The 21,330-nt window shown below is 31.6% G+C and carries 18 protein-coding genes; 5 read left to right on the top strand and 13 right to left on the bottom strand.

Going from position 1 to position 21,330, the window contains the following annotated elements; all coding sequences use genetic code 11:
• Positions 1-3: 3 nt before the first annotated feature.
• Positions 4-2,301: an ATP-dependent helicase gene (locus ACEW8E_RS09855; RefSeq protein ID WP_373480170.1), complete on the bottom strand. Its 2,298-nt coding sequence runs from the start codon at positions 2,299-2,301 to the stop codon at positions 4-6.
• A 137-nt stretch (positions 2,302-2,438) separates the two neighbouring features.
• Between ACEW8E_RS09855 and ACEW8E_RS09850 the strand changes: the two genes are divergently transcribed.
• Entirely contained in the window at positions 2,439-2,795 is a 357-nt protein-coding gene (locus tag ACEW8E_RS09850; protein ID WP_373480169.1) for a DUF3593 domain-containing protein, read from the top strand.
• A gap of 57 nt (positions 2,796-2,852) precedes the next feature.
• Here the strand turns inward: ACEW8E_RS09850 and ACEW8E_RS09845 are convergent, their stop codons facing one another.
• From ACEW8E_RS09845 to ACEW8E_RS09825, 5 genes are all read right to left on the bottom strand, one after another.
• Positions 2,853-4,019, bottom strand: coding sequence for a type ISP restriction/modification enzyme (locus ACEW8E_RS09845; protein ID WP_373480201.1), 1,167 nt, complete (start codon positions 4,017-4,019; stop codon positions 2,853-2,855).
• A 180-nt stretch (positions 4,020-4,199) separates the two neighbouring features.
• Positions 4,200-6,176 carry an N-6 DNA methylase gene (locus ACEW8E_RS09840; protein ID WP_373480168.1) on the bottom strand — a complete coding sequence of 659 codons (1,977 nt, stop codon included), beginning with the start codon at positions 6,174-6,176 and terminating at the stop codon, positions 4,200-4,202.
• A gap of 36 nt (positions 6,177-6,212) precedes the next feature.
• On the bottom strand, positions 6,213-8,120 hold the full coding sequence (shc, locus tag ACEW8E_RS09835) for a squalene--hopene cyclase (RefSeq protein ID WP_373480167.1): 1,908 nt from the start codon (positions 8,118-8,120) through the stop codon (positions 6,213-6,215).
• Positions 8,121-8,185: 65 nt separating this feature from the next.
• On the bottom strand, positions 8,186-8,782 hold the full coding sequence (gene ureG / locus ACEW8E_RS09830; RefSeq protein ID WP_373480166.1) for an urease accessory protein UreG: 597 nt from the start codon (positions 8,780-8,782) through the stop codon (positions 8,186-8,188).
• Positions 8,783-8,991: 209 nt separating this feature from the next.
• Positions 8,992-10,482: a DUF4335 domain-containing protein gene (locus ACEW8E_RS09825; RefSeq protein ID WP_373480165.1), complete on the bottom strand. Its 1,491-nt coding sequence runs from the start codon at positions 10,480-10,482 to the stop codon at positions 8,992-8,994.
• Between the two features lie 272 nt (positions 10,483-10,754).
• Between ACEW8E_RS09825 and ACEW8E_RS09820 the strand changes: the two genes are divergently transcribed.
• Entirely contained in the window at positions 10,755-11,051 is a 297-nt protein-coding gene (locus ACEW8E_RS09820) for a 2Fe-2S iron-sulfur cluster-binding protein (RefSeq protein WP_373480164.1), read from the top strand.
• Between the two features lie 73 nt (positions 11,052-11,124).
• Entirely contained in the window at positions 11,125-12,162 is a 1,038-nt protein-coding gene (locus tag ACEW8E_RS09815) for a hypothetical protein (RefSeq protein ID WP_373480163.1), read from the top strand.
• Between the two features lie 224 nt (positions 12,163-12,386).
• On the opposite strand, the gene ACEW8E_RS09810 is transcribed toward ACEW8E_RS09815, so the two are convergent.
• The 5 genes from ACEW8E_RS09810 to ACEW8E_RS09790 all read right to left on the bottom strand — a co-directional run bounded on the left by ACEW8E_RS09810 (position 12,387) and on the right by ACEW8E_RS09790 (position 16,984).
• Positions 12,387-13,187 carry a YdcF family protein gene (locus tag ACEW8E_RS09810; RefSeq protein ID WP_373480162.1) on the bottom strand — a complete coding sequence of 267 codons (801 nt, stop codon included), beginning with the start codon at positions 13,185-13,187 and terminating at the stop codon, positions 12,387-12,389.
• Positions 13,188-13,294: 107 nt separating this feature from the next.
• On the bottom strand, positions 13,295-13,801 hold the full coding sequence (locus ACEW8E_RS09805; protein ID WP_373480161.1) for a hypothetical protein: 507 nt from the start codon (positions 13,799-13,801) through the stop codon (positions 13,295-13,297).
• Positions 13,802-13,990: 189 nt separating this feature from the next.
• Positions 13,991-14,281: a hypothetical protein gene (locus ACEW8E_RS09800; protein WP_373480160.1), complete on the bottom strand. Its 291-nt coding sequence runs from the start codon at positions 14,279-14,281 to the stop codon at positions 13,991-13,993.
• A gap of 307 nt (positions 14,282-14,588) precedes the next feature.
• Entirely contained in the window at positions 14,589-15,017 is a 429-nt protein-coding gene (locus ACEW8E_RS09795) for a YlqD family protein (RefSeq protein WP_373480159.1), read from the bottom strand.
• Between the two features lie 41 nt (positions 15,018-15,058).
• Positions 15,059-16,984, bottom strand: a complete 1,926-nt coding sequence (locus ACEW8E_RS09790) for an AMP-binding protein (protein WP_373480158.1) — start codon at positions 16,982-16,984, stop codon at positions 15,059-15,061.
• 308 nt (positions 16,985-17,292) lie between these two features.
• Here ACEW8E_RS09790 and ACEW8E_RS09785 point away from each other — a divergent pair, with 308 nt between their 5' ends.
• On the top strand, positions 17,293-18,705 hold the full coding sequence (locus ACEW8E_RS09785) for a sensor histidine kinase (protein WP_373480157.1): 1,413 nt from the start codon (positions 17,293-17,295) through the stop codon (positions 18,703-18,705).
• A gap of 23 nt (positions 18,706-18,728) precedes the next feature.
• Here ACEW8E_RS09785 and ACEW8E_RS09780 read toward each other — a convergent pair whose 3' ends face one another.
• Together ACEW8E_RS09780 and urtA are read right to left on the bottom strand one after the other, a co-directional pair.
• Entirely contained in the window at positions 18,729-19,130 is a 402-nt protein-coding gene (locus ACEW8E_RS09780) for a hypothetical protein (RefSeq protein ID WP_373480156.1), read from the bottom strand.
• Between the two features lie 56 nt (positions 19,131-19,186).
• Entirely contained in the window at positions 19,187-20,500 is a 1,314-nt protein-coding gene (gene urtA / locus ACEW8E_RS09775) for an urea ABC transporter substrate-binding protein (protein ID WP_373480155.1), read from the bottom strand.
• A gap of 133 nt (positions 20,501-20,633) precedes the next feature.
• Here urtA and ACEW8E_RS09770 point away from each other — a divergent pair, with 133 nt between their 5' ends.
• On the top strand, positions 20,634-21,263 hold the full coding sequence (locus tag ACEW8E_RS09770) for a TVP38/TMEM64 family protein (RefSeq protein ID WP_373480154.1): 630 nt from the start codon (positions 20,634-20,636) through the stop codon (positions 21,261-21,263).
• Positions 21,264-21,330 lie beyond the last annotated feature (67 nt).

Genomic DNA, 21,330 nt, shown 5'->3' with positions numbered 1-21,330 from the left:
AAGTTACTTAATGTAAGTAAAACCCAACATATTAATAATGGGGCAAGGTGTTTGAATTTGTAACTGAGATTTGTTATCGTTATCTTCAAAAAAATTCCATCGCCAAGGTGCTTTTTTAGCGGAAGACATCCAAAGTAACCTTTTTGCCCTCGTCATAGCTACATATAATAAACGGTATTCTTCAGCTTGTTTAAGTTGATGACTTTTCTTTGATGCTTCAGATATATTTGTTATCGGAGGGTGATTGTCGGGAAAATGTTTATGATGTGTAATAGAACGCAGTATCATTCGAGTAACATCGGGTAAATTAAAATCACCTAAAAATTTCGCACCTTGAGATACATAAGGCTTAGGGCTACCCGGAATAACATCTTCCTGTAAAAATGGTAAAAAGACATAATCCCACTCTAATCCTTTTGCTTTGTGCATTGTCATAATGGTAACTTGCCCATTTTTTGTATAAATGTCTTGATTATCGATTTCTACCTCTTCAAATTTTTCTGAATTAATAATTTCTTGTAAGGTTGAAATCATGGTTTTTAATGAGCTATTTTCGGTAATTTGGCGATGAATTTTATCTCCTAATTTTTGTGTGGTGGCTAATTTTGAATCTTTATATTCAAGGATAAAAGAAATAAAAGAAATTAATCGATAGTGGGGTAATTCTAACCGAGAATTAAGTAATTTTAAACAAATATTTTGAGCTTTTTTACTATGATTAGATAATGGCTTATCTAGGGGAGAAGGATATAAAAATTTTTCAGGATAAATACTTAAAGCGTTAAAATCTTGAGATTGAATTAAGTTATTCTTTTGCAGAGTTTCTAAAGCATTTTTGAGGTATTGAGGAGAATGAGGGCAATAAATAAACTGTAAAATAGATAATATTTGTTGAAGAATATCTGTAGAGTTATTAATATCATTGATTAATTTAACTTTAATATTATAATCTAATTCTAAATATTCTAAATGTTTTTGCAAAAAAAATCCTTGCTTATTTTCTCTAACTAAAATTGCTAAATTAGTACTTTCCTTTGCTTTATCCGTAGTAAATAATTTAATAATTCTTTTACCTATTAATTCCACTGTTTTATATATATCTTCTGGTTGATAAATTTCCACTCCTTTTCCTTCTGGTGGTGGATTTCCATAGGGTTGTTTATCTTCATTTCCCACTACTTCAATATTTTGCTCTTGAAAAGGTAACATTAAATTTAAGTCATTGAGAGATTTATTCCCACATTTTTGTTTAATTTGTTGATTAACCCAACTCAAAGTCTTATTAGCTGTATCTATAATAATTTTGCTACTTCTGCCAGACTGATTCATGGAGGCATATTTTCCCATTTCTTGACACTGGCGATAAAAAAGATTAAAGTAAACAGGATCAGAAGCGGTAAAAGTGGAGTTAATAGCTTGATTAGGATCACCAACTCTGACAAAATTAACTTGACCATTATTACTATCAGTAGCCAAAATTTCCAGTAATTTTCCTTGTAATGGGCTAGAATCTTGTGCTTCATCTTCAAACACAGCAAAAACTTCTTCCTGCCACATTTTTCTTGGGTTATCTTCTTCTAACACCCTTAATGCACCTAAAATTAAATCATCATAGTCGATAAAATTTTCTTTTTGCATCAATATTTGATATTCTTTATATAATCCTTTTGCCATGGCTATGAGAGGATAAGAATTTTTAGGATCATCTTGTAATATATCAAGATCAAATTTTGTTAAACCCGAACTTTTTATTTGACGAATAACATTATGAGCAAAATTAGGCAAAACTTCCGTTAATAACACTGAATCTCGCCGTAAAATCTCACTTTCTTCCTCATTAAAATTTTTAGTTTGACTTTTACTTTTTAAGAGTAAATTATAATTATCAGGATGATTTTTTGCCCATTCCATTACTATTGCCCGAATAATACGATGACTAGGAGTAACTTCCACTAAAGTACTATTTTCGAGATGAAGTTGCGATAATAAAGGATGACGATTGATAATATTCACCGCTAATCCATGAATTGTTTGCACAGTGAAACCCATGGGAGGTAATTTTAATTCTTCTAACTTTTTTTTCAGTTTATTTTTGATACTTGCACAAGCCGAGCGAGTATAGGTAACAATAACTAATTGTCGATTATTATTAAGTTTATTTTTATTAATAGTAATGGCAGCAACAACGGCTAGAGTATGGGATTTTCCTGCCCCTGGCACTGCTGAAATTGCCATTTTTCCTCCTTCCCACAGAGCTAATTCTTTTTGTCCTAATCTTAAATTATTAATTAATTCTTCCATGGTGAATTATCTTTTATTTTGATTTAATTATAGCATTTATATATATATATTAATCCTCATTTTTATTAATAATAAATATCCTTTAAAATTATTCACATTAAATGTTAAAATATCAAATAATATCACCCTTTTACATCATGGAATCATTTACTATTAGTTTTATTAGCAAAGAAACCTTATTCGCCGTTTCCTTATTTCCCTATCTCGGATTTTTATGGTTTTTACAGCGATCGCAAAAAGTGCCTAAAATGGCTTTAATGGGCTTTTATTTACTATTATTATTCGTTGCCATTACCATACCAGCAGGAATTTATGCCGAAACTCATTATCAAACATCTTTAGCTAATGTGGATTGGTTACATGGCAGCGCAGAATTTTTCTTAACCTTATCAAATATTTTTGTAGTTTTAGGATTTCGTCAAGTAGTTATTGAAAAAGAAAAGGAAAATAAAGTTGATAAAATTTCAATTTCTGTGGAGGAAGAAAAAAAATAATCATGAACTAAATATAATCATAAAATAGATATTTATTAAGAGTTTTATGTTAATTATTTAGCTTAATTTATTCATTTCATTAACTATTTTTACAGTCTCAATACTAATAGTTGTTACTTTCATTAATAAGTCAATTACTTTCTCTTTATAGTCAGCAAATCGATAATTATTGAACTTTTCTGCTATGGTTTTATCCTTCGGTTTTTTCTCCTTATATTGATCTAAAATCCACTCTAAAGCGCTACGATTACCTAGTTTATATTCCCATGCTAAAGGCGGAATTTCTGTTAAAGTTGTTACCTCATCAATGATAATTTTATGGTTAATTTTATCCGCTTTTAACTTCGGTTTAACTGATAATTGCCCCCCTGCCCCCAATTCTGGGGGAGTAAGAGAAGGTTTGGAAGTCCCCAATATCGGAAAGGGGGCGTGAATTTCAAAGGGTATATCAATTCTTTTCAATTCATAAGGTTTAATAGTCTCATAATTGAGGTGTAAATCCATTAATTGTTTACCCCAATTTGCCCACTGCCAAAAGTCATCATAAAAAGGTATTCTCGGAAACTCTCTTTTTAAATTTAACTCATATTTTTCCCGATATTTAGGGTTATGTAAAACAGCATAAACATAATAAAAAATACTCTCTTTATCCGTAAAACAGGCATCCTGCCTGTTATCCTCCGACGGGCTAGAAGCCCGTTTTACGTTATGGTAGTATTCTCTGAATTTTGTTAACGCCCAATCCGTTATATTATCAATTCTCTCTCCTTTTTCATATCTATATAATGGTAAACATTGACAAGTTTCAATGAAACCTCTATCAACAATATTTAAACTTGATATACAATGAAAAGGCTTATTTGAACCTACCCCAGAAAAAACAATTACAATATTTTTAGCTTTTAAATTATCTGAATACATCTCATAATGATTTTGTGTTAATCGATGATTTAATATTTTTTCTCCATAATGTTTAATTTTAATAAAAGGTCGATATAATGAATTGTGAATTAATTTATTATCAAAATTAACTTTTATTTTACTGTTAAAATATCTATCTAAAGATGAACTCCATTTTATAGTTAAATCTTTATTTTGTTTATCAATAGATTGGTTATATTTTTCAATAAAAAACTTAACTTTTTTCTCTAAGTTATCTAAATCAAAATCATAAACCCAATCATCCCTAGTTGTTTCAACTCCAACAGAAAATAATTGAAAAATTGCTTCATCACAAATTTTATTTTCTAATTCGCCTGTTATTTCATTTTTAACTGCTTTAGTTTTTCCCCCTTTAACATCCTTATCAATTAAGGGAATTAAATCATCAAAATCATTATCTGTTTGATTAATCCAATTATGTTTTTTATCAGGTTTTATTAACTCTGATTCATCAATAATATTTTATAATTTATGTTGACTAATAAAAGCTAACTTTTCGGTGTTAGTGTCAAATTCTGGACGGCGATTATAATAAATTTGACAAGGTAAATTAGATTTTTTATTGATTTTAATTAAAAAAGTAATAGTTACCCCTGTTTGAATGCCAAAAACATTATGAGTTGTGCCTGATAACTTAGGATTTGCCCTAATATTTCCGCCTAAATCAATTATATAAATATAGTTAAATTCTTCCTCTAAACATTTTCTAAAACCATCAAAAGCCCTTGCATCAATTAAAGAAGAATTAGTAATAAAAGCGATAATTCCCTCATCATTTAATCTATCCGTTGCCCACCGAATAAAACGGGTGTACATATCATAAACTACGATTTGATTTTGTGCTGTACCTTCTTTAATATAAGTATTTTTTATTCTTTTATCGATACTGTCATACTTACGATTAGCGTTATTATCATTAAAGTTTTCTTGCTTGGCATTATAGGGCGGATTACCAATAATAACTGATATTTTTCTCTCATTTTGACGTTTAATTCTTTCAGTATTTTCCTCATTCATCCCAAATAAATTCATCTGTTTTTCTCCCTTATCTGTTGGGTGTAAAGTATCAACTAAACAGATATTATTAAACTCTAAATATTGCTTTTTTATCTGCTGATAAGAATATTCAATATTCAAATTTGCGATATAATAAGGTAAGATAGAAACCTCATTACAATGAATTTCATGCTGATATTTATATTCAAGATCTTTAGGCAATAAACGCTCTAATATTTCTGTAATAAAAGTACCAGTACCCGTAGCGGGATCTAATATTTCAACACCTTTATCCCCTAAACTTTTCTGAAAATGAGTTGTTAATAAATAATCCGTACTTTCTACCATAAATTTAACAATTTCATTAGGAGTATAAACTATACCTAATCTATCAGCTTCTTTAGGGTTATATGCCTTATAAAAAGTCTCATAAACTACTTTTAAAAACTTCTGCTTTTCTTGATGATTAACTATACTAGAAGCCGTGCGAATAATAGCATTATAATAACTTTGAATAGTCTTAAAAGTATTGCGTTTAACATTACCAGTAAAAAAAGTTTTGATAACTTCATTTAATTGTTTAGCGATGTTATTTTCTTGGTGAAATTGCCCTTCATTAAAAATATTATTAAATATATCTTCAGTCAAAATATGCTGAATAATCATCTCTCTAATATCATCAATAGTTATGTCTGGATTAATAGATTCTTGACATACTTTTAAGAATTTATCCCTTGCCTCAATAAATTTTTGATTAACTTTTAAAGCCCGTAAATCCCCAAGTTTGGGGGCATGGGGGCTGATTTTCGCCCCTAAATCCCCAACATTGGGAACTTCCAATGCTTTTCTTACTCCCCCAGTATTGGGGGCAGGGGGGCGATTCCCAGAATTAAGGGTGTGGGGGGATAAAACCCCTGATTGACTATCAATTAAATTTCTGAGAGTATCTAAAATAGTGGGTAAATCTTGACTAAAAGAATTAATAGCCTGACGAAAATCTTTTACTTCTGCCCTTTCATAGTCTAAAAATTGGTTAATTAACTTGTCTAAATCATCATCATTTTCCATCTCAATCCGTAAAGATTCATCACCATTTTGGATTAATACGGCGGTTTTAGTATCCTCAAATAAAATATTATCAGTGGGGTATCCTTTCTTAAATTTAGCCTCAATTTCAGCGTCTATACTATCCTTTTCGTCTTTAGATTCCCAGTATCCCCAGTCAAGGCGTAAAGCATCTTTTATAATACCATCAGGGCGAATAGAAGTATTGATGCGACTCTTAATTGTTAACTCATCAACTAAGATAAAATTACGAGGTTTACAGTAACCATTTAATAAAGTAGCAAAAGCAAATCTAACTGAGCTTTCATTACGACTACCACCATATCTAATTCTGGTTTCTAAATCTCGACGATATTGATTAATCAAGACATTTGCCATAATATAAAATACCTTAAAATTACTTATTTATTGATTCTATGCAAGATAAAACTTAGCATATTTACCCAAGGCAATTAAAGGGAAATAATGACGATATAAATGATAATTAATATAGAAATGTCCGGGGAAACCCGTGCCAGTAAATTGCTTTTCTTCCCATGTGCCTATGTCATTTTGAGTAGATAAAAGATAGTTTATCCCTTGATTAATACTATTTTCTGCAAATTTATTAATAGCATTACCACCATCTAATAAACCAATTAATGCCCATGCAGTTTGAGAAGGTGTTGAGTCTCCTTTTCCTTTCAAAAATGAATTTTTATAACTATCACAAGTTTCTCCCCAACCACCGTCACTATTTTGACAACTAACTAACCAATTAATGGCTTTTTCAATGTTATTTTTATGAGTTTGAGGTGCGATGACGGCTAAGGCAGATAAAACTCCTGATGTACCATATATATAGTTTACTCCCCAACGTCCAAACCAACTACCATCTTCTTCTTGCTGTTTGATTAAAAAAGCGATGGCATTTTGAATTTTATTGCCTTTGATGGATAAGTCACAACTTCCCACCATTTCTAATACTCTAGCAGTAATATCAGCCGTTGCAGGATCAATCATTGCTTTTAAGTCAGCATAAGGAAGAAAATTTAACCAATTTGCATCGTTATTAATATCAAAAGCAGCCCAACCGTGATTATAACATTGCATAGTTTCAATCCACCGTAAACAACGGAAAATGGCTTCTCGTTTCAAGGTTTCGTTAGGTAATTCTAGCTGATTTAATGTCATGACAATTACCGCCGAATCATCCATATCGGGATAAAAACGATTTTCATACTCAAACGCCCAACCTCCCGGTTTTCCTTCGGGATTTTTAATTCCCCAATCGCCATAATCAAGGATTTGTTTGTTTAATAACCACTCTCCACCTTTAATCAGATTAGGATGATTAGGAGTAACACCAGATTCCACTAAAGCGCGTAAACTCCAAGCGGTATCCCATACAGGTGAAACACAGGCTTGTACTAAATAATCATCATGGGTTTCAATGGCAAAATTTTCTACGGCATTTAATCCTCGTGTTACTATGGGATCGTTTCTATGATATTTAAGGGTTTTTAAGGCTAAAAGTGAGTTAAGCATCGCAGGAATAATGCCTCCCCAATCTCCACTAACTTCTTGTCTTTCAATAATCCACTTTTCCGCTGCTTGAATACTTTGCTCTTTAAAGGGTACAATATTCCATTCTTCTGCTAGTTTAAATAAATTGTCTAATTGTCCGAATATATCAGTCCAGTCTCCATTACTAGGCATCTCATATTTTACGTTATTAATGCCTTCGCTGTATAATTCATTTAATTTTATTCTCGGTTCGATGGCAAAAATAGGCTTTTGATCGAATACAATTAATAAAGGTACTGTGCTACCTCTTGCCCAACTTGACATTTCATAGATGGTAAAAAAGGGATTTTGTGGTAATAACATAATCCAAGGTGGAATAGAAGGCACTCCCTGCCAATCATAACAACCAATTAAGGCAAGGTGAAATTTGGTGAAAATACGACTTTTGCTAATACCACCTTTACTCAAAATAAATTTTTTTGCTTTTATTAAGGCATTATCATCGATACTAACTCCTAATAATCTTAACGCCATATAGGCTTCTACGGATGTGCTTAAATCTCCTCCGTCTCCGTAATATAATTCCCATCCTCCATGATTACGTTGTTGCGATCGCAAATAATGTTCAATTTTATGTAAAGGTTTTTGATTATCGACACCCCAAATTTTATAAAGCAAAACAGCTTCGGCAGTAATAGTAACATTAGACTCTAAATAGGCGCACCAATGACCATCATTTTGTTGTAGGGAGAAAAGATAATTTTGAGCTTTTTTGATGTTATCAATGGTGTCAAATTTAGGAATATTAGCAGTCATAACTTAAAAATTATTAGAGTAATTTCCTAGAATAGCACAATGTCTTGTCACCGAAGCAGTAAAATTTATTGATAATGAAATTGGATAAAATCAACAACTTGAGTTAAACCATCACCAGTTTTAAGGTTAGTAAAAACAAAAGGTTTCTCACCGCGCATTTTTTTTGTATCTTGTGTCATCACATCTAAACTAGCACCCACATAAGGCGCTAAATCAATTTTATTAATCACCAATAAATCAGATTTGGTAATACCTGGACCACCTTTGCGAGGTATTTTATCTCCAGCAGCTACATCAATAACATAAATCGTCAAATCCACTAATTCAGGGCTAAAAGTCGCAGCAAGGTTGTCTCCGCCACTTTCGACAAAAACTAGCTCTAAGTCACTAAATAAGCTCTCTAACTCCTCAATGGCTTCGATATTGATAGAGGCATCTTCCCTAATAGCAGTATGAGGACAACCTCCTGTTTCTACTCCCCTAATTCTATCGGCTGATAAGGCTTGAGATTTGACTAAAAATTGTGCATCTTCTTGGGTATAAATATCATTGGTAACGGCGGCGATGGAATAGTTTTCCCTCATGATTTTGCATAAAGCGTCTAATAATGCTGTCTTACCTGATCCTACAGGTCCAGCTATTCCTACTCGAAAACTACTCATAATAATTAATAACTGAATGTTATGGAAAAATAGAATTAGTTGTTGATTAGAGGTGTCAGGTGTCAGGTTTCAGGTTTCAGGTTTCAGGTTTGGAATTAAATTAAATTGATAAAATCTTATTACCAAATCCATTGATTTTTGCGAAACCTTAAAATCTGGATAACTTTTTACTTCAATCATTTTCATTAAACCTAAAACCGAATAACTTATTATTTCGATTCATTAAAAGTTTGTACATTACCGTTAGGACTTAAGATTAATCTTACAGTAAGTTGATCTGTCTCGGTAAAAGAAGAGGTTAATTTTTCTCCTAATAAAGGCATTCCTGTACGATCTAAAAATACAGTTGCAACTTGACCTACGGGCGTAATTTTCGTTAAAGAACCATTTTGACTAAAGTTTAAGCGATATTCGATACTTTGTTTTAAGTTTTCTGGTGGTTGCCATTTACTCTGAAAATATTGTTTAACTTCATTAGTGATAATACCTGCAAATTTTTGTTGATTCAATGATGGTGATATTGTCTTAACGGTAAAATCTGGAGTATTTTCGATAACCGAAGGAGAAACCCTATTAAAACTATTAATACCCACAACACCAGTAGATTCTATGGGTTTTGTGGAGGTATTTGGGGAAGAATTTTCACCAGAATCTGAGTTACTAGATTTTAAGACAGGTAAACTAGACAGACGAGAAGGATATTGAGGAATTGATTTTACGGTGGGTTGAGGAGGTTGAAAAGAAGGGGTGACAGATAAAGGTGGTGCAGGAGGTAATGAAGGTTGAATCATCATGATATTTGCAGGATTTATGTCATTAGTTTCCTTGGTGGCAGTAGGTACATTTACCGCCGAAGGTGTTGGTGGTGGTGGAATAATGATTTGAGTTTGAGAAGCAACACCAGAGTTATTACTATTTAAAGCATCGTTTTCTCCTTCCATTGATGGTTTAGTTATAGCCGCAGGAGGTAATAAAGTTTCTCTATTTTTTAGACTTTCTGGCACTTCTGGCGCAATAATTGATGGTAAAGTTTTAGGGTCAAGGGGTGATGGTGGTATTAATTCTTCTACGTTGGGAGTAATATTTTCGATGTTAGCTTGACTAGGATTATTGATTTCATTGGTTGCTACTTGTTTTTCATAACGCCACCAAATACCGCCTCCAACCATACAAGCAAGGGTTGTAATCAGAATACCTAATCCGATATTATTAGATCCTAATTCATCTTTACTAATGGTCATTCTTGTGGCATCTAAATGATAAGCTGACAAGGCGTTGATAAAATCTAGTAATTGCGTATTGCTTAAGGTTACTTCTAAAGTTTCTTCTTTTGGTACGAAACACTGATAAAATAGTCGATGTCCTCGCACACAATCCCTTGTTAGAGAGATAAATTCTTCTTCATTTTGTGATGGTAATTCACAGACTAAATCTTCTTCCGTAAGAGGAGTAATTTTTAAATAATTATTGATATACTCTTGTACTTTTTTTCTTAATTTTTCTAGTAAATCTCGATCTCCAATAATAGTACTTCTATCTTCTTTTGGTACTCTAGGATCATCGAAATGCAATTGAAAGCTAAAGAGTTGTGGAAAAGGTTTAGGACCAAAATATCCCCAAAAAGACTGAGGATGATAGATTTCTAAAGTACAAGTAGGAGGGGTATAACGTCGAAAAGAACTAGAGGCATTAATGACCATATCAAGGTTTAATATAAGATTTTATTTCTTAATAACTGTTGATTATTTTCAAATCATAAACCATTGATCGATACTTTTGCTCAAAAACTATATCAATTCTACGATGGAAGTTGTCAGGGGTGTTTGCTATTACCTCAGTTCAACGTAATAATATCCGATTTAGGCAGATACCAGGTTTAATACTTTTTGCTTTTGCTTATCAAAGCATTTTTTTTGATTATTCCTTAATATTAGTATATAAAACTTAATATTTTATCGAGGAGTAATTAATCATGACTATCACTTTTATCAAAGAAAATAAAGAAGTTGTAGCAGCTACGGGGGCAAATCTTAGAGAAAAAGCGTTACAAAATGGGGTTGATATTTATAAATTACGAGGAAAATTGATGAATTGTGGTGGTTATGGACAATGTGCCACTTGTATCGTAGAAATTGTTTCTGGTTTAGAAAATTTATCCCCAAAAACTGATTTTGAAGAACGAAAATTGAAAAAAAAGCCCGATAATTATCGTTTAGCTTGTCAAACTCTTGTTAATGGTCCTATCAGTGTTAATACAAAACCACAGTAAATAATTGACATTGACAATGAACAATGAACAATTGACAATTAAGATTGTACCTTACCTATAGAAACATTAGATCATGTTAGATACTTCTCCTTCCACTTCAGATATTGCTGAGGCTTTATTTATTCCTGCAGATTTAGATTTTGATTTACCTAATCCTGAAGATGAGGGTATTGGGGAGGAGGAGTTTCTGCAAAAAGTTGAAGATGTTTGGAAAGTTTGCGATCGCTTTGATTTACAAACGGATATTTGGCGTGGTAGAATTTTGAGGACTGTCAGAGATAGAGAAAAATTCGGCGGTGAAGGTAGGGGTACGGGTTTTTTGAATTGGCTTAAAAATCGGGAAATTACCAAAAGTCAAGCCTATGGTTTTATCCAATTAGCTAATAGTGCTGATACTTTATTAGAAGATGGTAATTTAGATCCTACTGCTATTAATAATTTTAGTAAACGGGCTTTTGTAGAAACGGCAAAAGCTGATCCTGAAATTCAAAAATTGGTTAGTGAAGCGGCACAAAATGGCGATCGCATAACTCGTCGGGAGGTAAAGCAATTAACCGATGAATATACAGCGATGAATTCTGATTTATTGCCTGATATTGTCAAGGAAAAAGCCGTTGATGGTTCGTTACCACCTCGTCATTTAGCCCCATTAGTGAAAGAATTAGAAAAGTTACCAGAAGAACAAATTGCCGAAATTCGTAAAGAAATGGAAGCAAATCCAGATGTTGATACGGTGAAACAAATGACTTCCACAGCGAAAAGTCTAGCTAAATATTTAGATTCCGCTTCTCAAGTAGAAACCCTAAGAGAATCAACGGTAGATGTAGAAAGAGCCTTAGATGAAGCCCTAAGATTAGATTGTTTAAGTATTACGGCAGATTTAGTCAAACAAGCGACAAATTTAGAACAAAGTGTCGGAAAACTTTATACTTTGTGGAAAAAAATGGGTAGTATTGCTGATCGTCTTTATGTAGAAACTGGCGCAAGTAGTCCTAATTTGCGATCGCTTTTGAGTTGTTTAGAAAAACTCACCAGTGAATCCATTGAAGTGCGCCTCGATGATGGTGGAGAGAAGATGATTCGGTTAAGAATTATAAGCGATGAAATATAATCACTAACTTTTTTACTTCTTATCGAGATAGGTTATGTCTTAAAAAAGGTATCAGGTGTCAGGTGTCAGGTATCAGGTATTAGGTTAAATTCAAACTGTTAATTTATAATAATTGCATTTTTAAAATACTCAAAGCCATACGGATTAAAGTTTACATTAATTATTTTCTATTAATTTGTCATAGCTACTGTAGGAAAGCCAAAAATTTTTAATTGTCAATAGAATTAAAGCCATCCTTTGAGTTTATAAACTACCATGCCGATATATTCTTTAATGGCTAAAGTAGTATTGTCTAAGTAATATGAATCTGGGAAAAGATTAAGAAGAGTACTTTGCCAATTGTCTTCTAGTTGAAAGTCTTTTTGGGTAACCAGATAATCTGTAGGTGCAGGAATTACGATTAAGTTTTGTTTTTCAAAGATTTTTACCGAACGAGGCATATGTATTGCGGAAGTAACTAACAAGATACGGTTTAGATTTAATTTTTCTAAAATTTTACGAGTGTTAACGGCGTTATCGTAAGTATTAAAAGAGTTACTTTCTTTGATTATCGCTGATTCAGGAATGCCAAAAAAAAATAATAATTCTGTCATGTCATCGGCTTCTGAAGGAAGATTGTCGCCGCCACGCCAAGGAATTCTGCCTCCTGTGGGGATAATTAAGGAAGATTTGCCCATTTTATAGAGTTTAGCACCATAAATCACTCGATCTCCTTGTTCGGCTACATCAATCATGGGGCGCGGAGGAATCATAGATTTAATGCCACCTCCGAGAATAACTATGGCTTCAGCTTTGGGTAAGTCATCCGCCGTGGAGATATATTGCCATTCTAAAGATTTTACTAATAAGTTACTTACATAATAATTACCACCAATAAATATAATTACACAAGAAATAATTAAAGGAATTGGTAGCCAACGGGGATATTTCCACCAAAGAATTAAGCTAATAATTAGTAATAAAAAGACTAATCCTAAAGGATATAAAAAAAGTGGTAATAATTTTGATAAAAATAAAAAATCCATATAAAATTATGGGGGAATACAGGAGATAAAAGTTATCAATTAATTATAGTAAGTTGATTTTATCTACTAATATATCCTTTATCTATAACTTAGGTAATTTTAATTAATTAAACTACTTGATAACTCTGTATATTTTCTGGGTTAAAACCTTTGAGAATTTCTTGGGCTCTATTTTTGATATTATCATTACCTTGGACAATCAAAAGATACTTACCAGCTTTGAGACGATTAAGAAAAGGTATCATCTCACCGTTATTTTCCATTAAACTAGCACTACCACCGACAAAGAAACTACCCATTGCCCCACCAATTGCCCCTAAAATACCACCAATTATATGATTAAAAGGTTCTCCAGCCCATCCAAAAGTGTCAATAGTGGTAATAGCGTCAAAAGTAAAACCGCCAAAAAAACCGAAAGGAATTAACCAGTAAGCCATTCTAAAGGAATTTTTGCGCCCTTCAATGCTAGGATCTATGAAATTAAAGTCAGAAGCACTTTTATAACCTCTGCCCACGATGGAAAGTTGATTCAGGGGAATTTGTGCTTTTTCTAAGGCGGTATAAGCCTCTTCTGCTTCTATACGATCTGATAATACTGCTATTAAATAATTCATCGTTAAAGTTTAAATATTATTCTTTTCTTCATCACAATTAAACCATAAAATTAACCATTTTTTATAGATATTTTCATAAGTTAAATAACCAATTTAATTATCTTTAATCTCAAATTATTAATGGCGATCGCTTTTTGTGTAAAATTTTGATAATGTTGATTGATAGTAGAAAACAAAGAAGTAGTAAAACTATTTAGAAAATTTAGCAATAGCATCCTCAAAAGCGGAAGTTAATTCATCACAAGCATTTTGAAAACCAGATTTGAGAGTTTCCCAAGCCTCATCTCCAGAAGATTTAAGTTCGATTAATTTAGCTTCTACGGCTTCTTTTTTAGTCTTTAAAACTCTCAGTTTTTCTTCAGCTTCCGCTTTAGCTTCATCGGTTATTTCATCTTTTTTGGTATTCCAATGATCTAATTTTGCACCTAATTCTTGAAGTTTTGTCTCCATTTCACCCTGATAAGTTTCTCTATTTTCCATGTTCTTATTTTGTTATTTATATTGATTTACTGCTATCTTAACATCAAAATTTTAAGATGTGTCGAAATATAGCATTCCTCAATAATTTGTGATAATTTTCGCCCCGAATTTTGGAGGAATTTAACTTATTATTTTCTTACAACTTAAATAGGATTACTATAGTTTATTCCTAATAAAAATTATTGACAATCTTGATCATTTTCTTTTGGGGGGTTATAACAAAATAATATTAAAATATTAATAATTTATTAAAATTGCCATAACCCATTGATATATAAAATTAATGCTTTTACTAAGAGAAAAAAAATTAAATAATGCCCCTTATTTCTTCAATTACTCCATCTCTAAGGATAATTTCAACGTTGAGTTTTTCTACTAAATTATCTCCTTCTTGAACATCAAAAAAACTTTCCATTTGAGCTTGTATAACTTCTTGTCCTAATTCTAATAATTGCACTTGTTGCATCTGTTGTAAAAATTGATTTTTCTGCTGTAAAAATTCACTTTTTTTCTGATTTACTTGCCCTTGGATATTTTCTATTTGTTGAGATAGTTGTAAACTACCTTGTTTTCTAATTTCAGCGATGGCACTTTGCCCTTGTTGATCTATTTGTAACATTTGTTGATCTAATTGATTAATTTGGTCTTGTAATTGATTTTGAGCTTCTTCTTGCCATGCTGGAGTAACAATTACTTTTACATTTACGGGACGTTTTAAGGTTAATTTTGATGTCATGATGACTAAATTTTCTCCAATTTTAAAGTTATTATTTGTGGTTAATTATTATTAAACATCGAATCAATCATATCCTGATAATGACTTGTTATTACAGGGCGTTTAATTTTCAAAGTTTGAGTCATCATACCATTGTCTATAGAAAAAGGCTCTAAAATTAGCTCAAAAACGCTGATACGCTCATCAATTCTATATCCAGCTCTGTTTTTGACCTCCCGTGCTAATTCTTGTTTATAGAGGCTTATAACGGCTTTTGCGTAAAGATCACTATTTTTGATTTCTTCTGGAGTGGCAGTAAGAGAAGGTATATTTAAAGAAATATTGTTAGTTACAGACCATTTTGTTAAAGCATCAAGATTTGGTACAATTAATGCACCTAAGTATTTTTGATCTTGTCCTACTACCATAATCTGATCAATATATGGGCTACGGATACAAGCATCTTCAAGGGGTTGAGGCTCGATATTTTCACCGTTACTTAATACAATAGTATCTTTTGCCCGTCCTGTAATCACTAAATCATTATTAGGTGTTACCCAACCTAAATCACCACTGTCAAACCATCCCTCACTATCAATGGCTTTAGCGGTGGCAGAAGGATTTTTGTAATAACCTTGCATAACTTGAGTACCACGAATACAAACTAAGCCAGTTTTGCCTTGGGGTAATGTCTGTTTAGTGTCAATGTCAATAATTTTAATTTCTGTTTCGGGAATGGGTTGCCCCGATGCACCAACAATATTACGATTTAACCGTCTAGCGTTAGTAACGGGAGATGTTTCTGTTAAACCATAGCCAACGATGAGGGGAATACCAACGATTTGAAAAAAGTTATCAATGTGTTTCGGAAGTGATCCTCCGCCGCTAATCCATGTTTCTACGTTACCGCCAACTCCATCGCGCACTTTTTGATAGATTAATTTATCTCCTAATTTATGTAAAGGAAACAAAAATAAGGCTTTAATTTGAGAAGTAATTTTATCAAAAATATTGGGTTGTAAATTGTCGAGAGTTAAACCTTTTTGAATACGTTTTGCGGATAAATATTCTTGAGAAATTGAGAAGAAAAAGAAGACGATTTTTTTTTGAGTTTTACTACCATCTCGAAATTGTTTTTGGATGCCTTCATAAATAGATTCCCATAAACGAGGTACTCCCACCATATGATGAGGTTTATATTCTTTTAAATCTTGCTTAAAATAACGAATATTAGTATAAATTAAGGTTGTACCCCTTGATAAAAGAAAATACTCCGCTGCCCTTTCATAGGAGTGCCAACTTGGTAAAATACTTAAAATGCGATGGCATGGTAAGGGTTTAATTACTGTTTCGAGATAGCGCACTTGATGAAGTAAATTACGATGACTTAACATTACTCCTTTAGGTTGCCCTGTTGTACCTGAAGTGTAAATTAATGTAGCCAAATCATTTATATTAACAGATACTGGAATAAAAGAATGATTAATTCCTAAGGCTATAAATTGCTGAAAATTATAAATAGGTTGAGAAAATTCTTCTTCAATAACTTCGTCAGATAATAAAATAATTGCTATTAGTTTAAATTCTTTTATTTCTGGATTTAACTTGTTTAATGTGGCTAAATCTTGAATAACTAAAACAACACTATCACTATGATCTAAAATGTATAATAATTCTTTTTTATCGGCTTGGGATGAACGAACAGCATCAGCACAACCATTATAAATTATACCTTGATCTGCTATTAACCAACGGGGACTATTATCAGCAAATAAAGCAATTTTTTTCCCTGAATTAATATTTAAAAACTGTAAAGAATTAGCAAATTGTTTAATATTTTTTTCTACTTCTCGATAGGTTAAGTTAACATTTGGTTTACTATGGGGATCTGATAATGCCACAATATCACCAAAATTAGAAACTAATAAATCCCACATTTCCCCTAAAGAATTAAGGTGAGAATAGTTATGTGTATTAACTTGATTCATGATTAATTTTTTTGAATATAGTTTTTGTTACGGAAAAATAACTATAGTTTAAACGATAAGATAAACTATTAGATATTATTTTATATAATTTATCCCTTTATTTTAATAAAATTTTTTCTGAATAGAGATTTGTTATCAATTATGGTGGATAAATTGTTAATTAAACCATCATTATTTAATGAAAAATTAAGCAAACTATCAGGTTTTTAAGATTTAATAGATCATATATACAATTTATAAATAATTTTTGATTAAGAATAAACATTTCAAAATCATTAATTTTTTTATTTTTATTTAATTACTTTATAATGTTTACTAAATTTATTAAAAATCTTTCTGAAAAAAAAACTATTGACTTTAATTCTCTCAGATTTCGTTTAACTTTAGGTGTGGCTTTACTTTCTACTTGTGGCTTGGGTAGTGTTGCTTTATGGATGAATTGGAAAATGCAACATTTATTAATAATGACTCATAAAGAAACCGTTAATTATGTAGAAAATCGTTTTCCCCATGATGTCGAAATCTATAGCGAAATGGTATCTTTAGAAGTAGGTATTCAAAAAACTATTAATAATTTATCAGATCATAAAAATATATTTTGGTTTAAAAATAAAGATAATAATATTATTGCTCAATCTGTTTATTTTTATCCCCAATTAGCTAAGTTAAATTATCTTGATTATTCTCCTCAATTTATTCTTATTGACAAAAATAGTTGGCTTATTTGTGGTATTCCTTTAAATATTAATCAACAATTTATTGGACATTTATATATCGCTCAAAATATTACCAATGAGCAAGTTTTATTTACTTATTTAATTCAAAGTTTAACTATTTCTACTATCATTGCTATCACTATTATGATTACTTTGATAGCTTGTTATATTTCTTATTCCTTAAAACCCTTAGAAAAAATTTGTAATGTAGCGGAAAATATCTCAGCAGATAAATTAAAAGAAGTATCAATTAATTTTAATAATAGCCCTAGTGAAGTTAAAAAACTAGCTCAAACTTTAGAAAAAATGCTAATGAGATTAGGAGAAAGTTGGGAAAATCAACAACAATTATTAAACAATGTTTCCCATGAATTAAGAACACCACTAACTATTGTATCAGGATATTTACAAAGTACCTTAAGAAGAGGAGAAAATCTTACTTCCATACAAAAAGAAGCCTTATCTGTAGCAGTATCAGAGGCTAATCGTACAATACAATTATTAGAAGATTTGTTAGATTTAGCAAGGGCAGATAATGGTAATATTCAGATGCAATTAGAAATAGTAATAGTCAATGATTTAATGAGAGAAATTATAGCTATGACTCAACAATATCGTAAAAGAAATATTAATTTAAGAGAAGAAAATAGTAATATAAAAATAAAAGTTGATCGTAATAGATTTAAACAAATTTGTCTTAATTTAATCGATAATGCTATTAAATATTCTCCTGAAAATACCGATATTAAAATTGTATTAAAACAAGATAAATCAGTAATAATAGAGATTCATGATCAAGGAATAGGTATCCCTTTTACTCTGCAAAATCGTATTTTTGAGCGTTTTTATCGAGTAGAAGAAGCGAGAAATAGAGACACGGGCGGTACAGGTTTAGGGTTAGCGATTGTTAAAAGTTTAGTAACAACAATGAATGGTAAAGTTACCTTAGTTTCACCTTCAGAAAAGGGCTGTATTTTTACTTTAAGTTTCCCTTTAGTAGAATAATTTTTATCTTTTATAGGTACTAATTATTCTAAAAAATCTGTTAAAATCTCATCGGGTTCGTCTTCAAATTCTTCCTCTATAATAGGAGTATAACTTATGGATTTATCTCTATGATAAGGTGAAATTTGAGTTTGTAAACTAGATACTAATTTTTCTATAATAAATAAACGATGTTCTAATCTATCAATATAATGATCTTTAGCTTCTAATATTTGAACTTTTTTGTTTAATTCTTGATAATTTTCTTGCAATCTACTAATATTAATCTCATCAAGATTATAGCTTAAATATACGCCGATAATATCAGTAATTAATTCTGATAAAGGCTGTTGTTTTTCTAAGGCTAATTGTTCTATTTTCTCAGTCCATTGTAGAGGTAAATCTAAAGTTAGATTAAGAGATTTTTTAACTATTTTTTCCGTCATTTATAAGTTTTAAAAAAGAAAGATAATTGCTAATTGTTCATTGTTAGTGAAATTTTTTAGCTCATTTTAAACTTACCACCTTTAGCGGGATCTGTCCAATCGCAAGAATAACCTTTCGTTTCTGCTACATACTGATTCCAAGGAATGGGATCAACAGGTTTATCAGTAGCATAGACAACATCAAATAAACCATCATCTCTAACTTGTCCAATACGAACAGTTTTTGAGATATGATGATTAGGGAACATTTTAATAGCGCCATGGGGTGCTTGTAACTCTTGCCCTACTGCCGCCATTCTCACTTTTTCAATGTCATCAATACCACCAGCTTGTTCGACAGCTTGTTTCCATAAATATACCATAATATAAGCAGCTTCCATAGGATCATTTACCACTCTTTCTGCACCATATTCAGCTTTAAAAGCATCTACAAACTTTGTATTCTCAGGGCTTTCTACGGTTTGAAAATAATTCCAAGCAGCATAATGTCCTTTAAGATATTCTACACCGATTTGTTTAACTTCTTCTTCTGCAATACTCACAGACATAACAGGGTATTTATCAGGAGTCAAACCTGCTGCTTGAATTTGTTTGAAGAAAGCTACATTACTGTCACCGTTAAGACTGTTAAATATTACTCCTCCATTAGGTAAAGCGGCTTTTATTTTAGCAATAATAGGTGTAACTTCAGTATTACCAAGGGGTAAATAATCTTCTCCCACAACTTTTCCGCCTTTTGCTTCTAATTGGGCTTTAATAATTGTATTAGCAGTACGGGGGAATACATAATCAGAACCAACTAAGAAAAACTCTTTGCCTTTATTTTCTAATAACCAATCCACGGCTGGTTCAATTTGTTGATTTGGTGCTGCACCAGTGTAAAATATGTTTTTAGAACATTCTTGACCTTCGTATTGTACAGGATACCATAGCATATGATTTTTAGACTCAAATACTGGTTTTACTGCTTGACGACTGGCAGAAGTCCAACATCCAAAAACGGTGGCTACCTTATCTTGATCTATTAGTTTAGTTGCTTTTTCCGCAAAAGTAGGCCAATCTGAAGCGCCATCTTCCACAATCGCTTCAATTTGTTTCCCTAAAACCCCGCCAGAGGCGTTAATTTCTTTGATAGCTAACTTTTCAGCTTCTACTACGCTGGTTTCACTAATGGCCATTGTACCACTAAGAGAGTGTAAAATACCTACTTTTATTGTATCTCCTGTGGTAGTGGCAGGAGGAGTTTCTGTAGGAGTAGTAGCGGTATTATCTGCAGGAGGTGGTGCATCGGCACAGGCTTTTAGTAATAAACTTGTACCTAAAGTTGCCGAACCGTATAAAAGGAATTTTCTTCTTCCGAGTCTGGACATGATTTAATATTATTCTATATTTTGACTTTATCAATGGTAAAGATAAGATTAATAATATTTTGTATTTTTAGATACATATTATTTTTAAAATATTGATAAGCGTAAACAATAATAAATTTTAAGGCGGTGGTGGGTGAAAAATCAGTTAATTTTTTTGACGTTAATTTGTATTTTTATCTCTGGAATAGCCATTTTTTTTATGGGGGGAATTAATCCAGAATTTTTAGAAGATTCTTTGACTAAATTAGGTATATTTGCCCCTTTTTTGTATATTTTTCTGTATATTTTAGCCACTATCTTACTTTTGCCTTCTACTCCTTTAAATCTTAGTGGTGGTTTGATTTTTGGTTTTTGGTGGGGTCTTCTTTGGACGGCCATCGCTGCTATAATAGCTGCAATGGTAAGTTTTGCCTATGGTAGATTTTTAGGTAGAAAATGGGTAAAAAAAAGATTTGGTATTCATCTGCAACGGTTAGATAAGGAAATAAAAAAAGGGGGAATGGGGTATATTTTTGCTATCCGTTTATTACCTTTAATTCCCTACGGTATTGTCAATTTTGGTGCTAGTTTAACTTCTGTTAGTGGGAAGGAATATTTACTAGGTACTATTTTCGGTACTATACCCGGTATTTTACCATTTGTAATGATGGGAGCAGGAATTTCATCCCTAGAAAAAGGTGATATGTTAACCATTACATTATCTTTAACCTTGACAGGTTTATTAGTAGGCGGCGCTACATATTATCGAAAAATCAAGAATTAGAAACAAACCAGAATTATCTATTATTTTTAGGAATTAAGAATTAATAACAAATAATTGATTATTCACC

Origin of the sequence: Geminocystis sp., from assembly GCF_041753295.1 — a bacterium.
Lineage (GTDB): Bacteria > Cyanobacteriota > Cyanobacteriia > Cyanobacteriales > Cyanobacteriaceae > Geminocystis.
Note: the sequence above shows the minus strand (reverse complement) of the source record. Positions and strands in the feature narration are given on the sequence as shown.

Excerpts from the sequence above, each read along its gene's own strand:
- ACEW8E_RS09790 (WP_373480158.1), bottom strand. The coding sequence starts at position 16,984 with ATGAATCAAGTTAATACACATAACTATTCTCACCTTAATTCTTTAGGG.
- shc (WP_373480167.1), bottom strand. The coding sequence starts at position 8,120 with ATGACTGCTAATATTCCTAAATTTGACACCATTGATAACATCAAAAAA.
- ACEW8E_RS09825 (WP_373480165.1), bottom strand. The coding sequence starts at position 10,482 with ATGGTCATTAATGCCTCTAGTTCTTTTCGACGTTATACCCCTCCTACT.
- ACEW8E_RS09800 (WP_373480160.1), bottom strand. The coding sequence starts at position 14,281 with ATGGAAAATAGAGAAACTTATCAGGGTGAAATGGAGACAAAACTTCAA.
- ACEW8E_RS09795 (WP_373480159.1), bottom strand. The coding sequence starts at position 15,017 with ATGACATCAAAATTAACCTTAAAACGTCCCGTAAATGTAAAAGTAATT.
- ACEW8E_RS09805 (WP_373480161.1), bottom strand. The coding sequence starts at position 13,801 with ATGAATTATTTAATAGCAGTATTATCAGATCGTATAGAAGCAGAAGAG.
- ureG (WP_373480166.1), bottom strand. The coding sequence starts at position 8,782 with ATGAGTAGTTTTCGAGTAGGAATAGCTGGACCTGTAGGATCAGGTAAG.
- ACEW8E_RS09855 (WP_373480170.1), bottom strand. The coding sequence starts at position 2,301 with ATGGAAGAATTAATTAATAATTTAAGATTAGGACAAAAAGAATTAGCT.
- ACEW8E_RS09780 (WP_373480156.1), bottom strand. The coding sequence starts at position 19,130 with ATGACGGAAAAAATAGTTAAAAAATCTCTTAATCTAACTTTAGATTTA.
- ACEW8E_RS09820 (WP_373480164.1), top strand. The coding sequence starts at position 10,755 with ATGACTATCACTTTTATCAAAGAAAATAAAGAAGTTGTAGCAGCTACG.
- ACEW8E_RS09810 (WP_373480162.1), bottom strand. The coding sequence starts at position 13,187 with ATGGATTTTTTATTTTTATCAAAATTATTACCACTTTTTTTATATCCT.
- ACEW8E_RS09785 (WP_373480157.1), top strand. The coding sequence starts at position 17,293 with ATGTTTACTAAATTTATTAAAAATCTTTCTGAAAAAAAAACTATTGAC.
- ACEW8E_RS09815 (WP_373480163.1), top strand. The coding sequence starts at position 11,125 with ATGTTAGATACTTCTCCTTCCACTTCAGATATTGCTGAGGCTTTATTT.
- urtA (WP_373480155.1), bottom strand. The coding sequence starts at position 20,500 with ATGTCCAGACTCGGAAGAAGAAAATTCCTTTTATACGGTTCGGCAACT.
- ACEW8E_RS09840 (WP_373480168.1), bottom strand. The coding sequence starts at position 6,176 with ATGGCAAATGTCTTGATTAATCAATATCGTCGAGATTTAGAAACCAGA.
- ACEW8E_RS09850 (WP_373480169.1), top strand. The coding sequence starts at position 2,439 with ATGGAATCATTTACTATTAGTTTTATTAGCAAAGAAACCTTATTCGCC.